This is a genomic window from Campylobacter sp. RM9328 (genome assembly GCF_012978615.1).
The window spans coordinates 1-2,006 of record NZ_LIWF01000038.1 but is presented as its reverse complement, the minus strand read 5'-3'; the positions used below and the strand labels follow the sequence as shown (position 1 = coordinate 2,006).

The 2,006-nt window shown below is 34.2% G+C and carries 4 protein-coding genes; 1 reads left to right on the top strand and 3 read right to left on the bottom strand.

Annotation, left to right across the window (positions count from 1 at the left end):
• Both CCAL9328_RS10510 and CCAL9328_RS10505 read right to left on the bottom strand, forming a co-directional pair.
• A partial coding sequence (locus CCAL9328_RS10510; protein WP_170000622.1) for a hypothetical protein occupies positions 1-251 on the bottom strand: 251 nt, incomplete at its 3' end.
• Between the two features lie 225 nt (positions 252-476).
• Positions 477-830 carry a DUF1353 domain-containing protein gene (locus tag CCAL9328_RS10505; protein WP_170000621.1) on the bottom strand — a complete coding sequence of 118 codons (354 nt, stop codon included), beginning with the start codon at positions 828-830 and terminating at the stop codon, positions 477-479.
• A gap of 58 nt (positions 831-888) precedes the next feature.
• Between CCAL9328_RS10505 and CCAL9328_RS10500 the strand changes: the two genes are divergently transcribed.
• The gene (locus tag CCAL9328_RS10500; protein WP_096025557.1) at positions 889-1,119 is read left to right on the top strand and encodes a hypothetical protein; all 231 of its coding nucleotides are present in this window, start codon (positions 889-891) and stop codon (positions 1,117-1,119) included.
• A gap of 76 nt (positions 1,120-1,195) precedes the next feature.
• Here CCAL9328_RS10500 and CCAL9328_RS10495 read toward each other — a convergent pair whose 3' ends face one another.
• Complete coding sequence (locus CCAL9328_RS10495) at positions 1,196-1,831, bottom strand: DUF4376 domain-containing protein (RefSeq protein WP_170000620.1); 636 nt, start codon at positions 1,829-1,831, stop codon at positions 1,196-1,198.
• Positions 1,832-2,006: the final 175 nt, after the last annotated feature.

Sequence of the window (2,006 nt, the reverse complement as noted above, 5' to 3'; positions counted from 1 at the left end):
TTTAACTCACTATTATCAGAGCTGACACCAGCAACTTCAACTATATTATCATCTAGATTTAGGGCTTCTTTAAGCTCATTAGATATGAGATAAAAGCTATCTTTGCTAATAGGATTTATAACCATAGCTATATTATCATTAGGTTTATCAATACTATTATATTTCTCTAATTTACTAAGGGCTATCTCCTTAATCTCATCTTTGCTTAAATTGCCATCTTTAATTAGCATTGTTACACATTTTAAACCCATATTTAACTCCTTATTATTTTTATCTTCGCACGGCAACAAGTCGCCGTTTGCGACAGGGAGTTACACTCCCTTGACCCACCTAAAGCCCCGCAAGCGGGGTACCCCTATAAAAATCCGTGGCGAAGCCACCCATTGAAAGGCTTTTCCAGGGGGTTAGGGGTTGTTAAGGGGGAAGGGGTAGCGGCTGCCAAAAAAGCGCTCCCCTTCCCACTTAAAGAAATATCTTTAATATCTTAATTTGCTCCTATTTTTAAACACTTTAAATCTATGGTACCACTTCACCCAAAAGTAAAATAGCTTAGCTTTCCACTTACTTACACCTATATCAATCATAGCTCTATAAAACATATCATCAGCTTCTTTGTATGTAAATACACCTATTTTCGCACACATATAGTCGTGGATTACCACAGCACTAAGGTATTCAGGCGAATTTGGCGGGAAAAGGCTCCAAAAAATCCTAGGGATATTAGCCCCATTGGTTACAAAACCTTTGGGGATATAAACTCCGTGATATGAAAAATCCTTATATGTCCTAAACTTATCTTTATCTATTGGCTGGACTACTACTCTATCCATTTAACTCCTTTATAATTATTTAAACTGATTTTTTATACAATTAGCAAAAAGGTAAAATATGGCTGAATTGGATAAACTAAAAAATGATTTTGAACTATTAAAAATAGCCCTAAACACTCTTATAGTTACCTTTATAGGTGTTGTTAGCTTCGCTTTTGTTAATTTTGAAAAATTATCAAACATAAAGCTAATCCTAATTAGCTGTTTAATACCTTTATTGCTAATCTTATTTATCATAGTTTGCCTAAAGATAAAACAAAAGCAAAAAGATATAAAGGATACCAAATGATACCCATCATAACTGCTTCTATCTTAATCATTAGCACTATAATATTTTTATACTTTTTAGTAACACTTACTAAGGCTTAATCCACCCACTCTATCCCCTTAAGCTCATCTATGCTACTAGCACTATTAACCCTAGTTCTTAGCTCATCGTGTTTAAATAGCACGCTCTCACTATGATTAGCCGCTGCGATACCAAAGGCTATAAACTCATCTTTACTAAAGCGGACAACCCTATTATCCTTATTAATCCAATTGATATTTTCTATAGGCACTCCAGCTGCTTGGGACAATAGAATTTGGCTTATCTTGCCATTGATATTGACCTTGCTATCGCTATCTAGTTGAAAAACATTATCTTTAAACTCAAACGAAGCTAACTTCCCAGCCTTCAACTCTGCTAACTCTTCTAATTTCACCGCCTTAGCATCATCTAAGCTAATATCTCTTAGCTCATAATCTATATGATAAGTATTGCTAGGCTCATCATATCTATCTGTTTTGATAATCTCTTTATAGATATCATCGTTTCTATCTATAGGCTCACTCTCTATAACCCTAGCTACTTTTAAAGCTCTTAAAGTTTCATCATCACAACTATCTAAAAAGTATGTATCCACCCCTTGATGAGTTTCGTTATTCTCATCACGAAATTCCACCTCTTTATAGAATATACCACCACTAATTAACTCTTTTTTTATTATGTCATAAAACATTTTTATCTCCTTTTAAACCTTTCAATTAAAATAATCAAGAGCTACCTTACCCCACACGCTCCACAAAACCATTGAATTTCCATCCGTTTGGTGATTGATAATAAGTCCCATAGAAATATAGATTACCTACAGCGGTAAGTATAGTATCTATACTCCAGCTTAGGTTATTTCCATA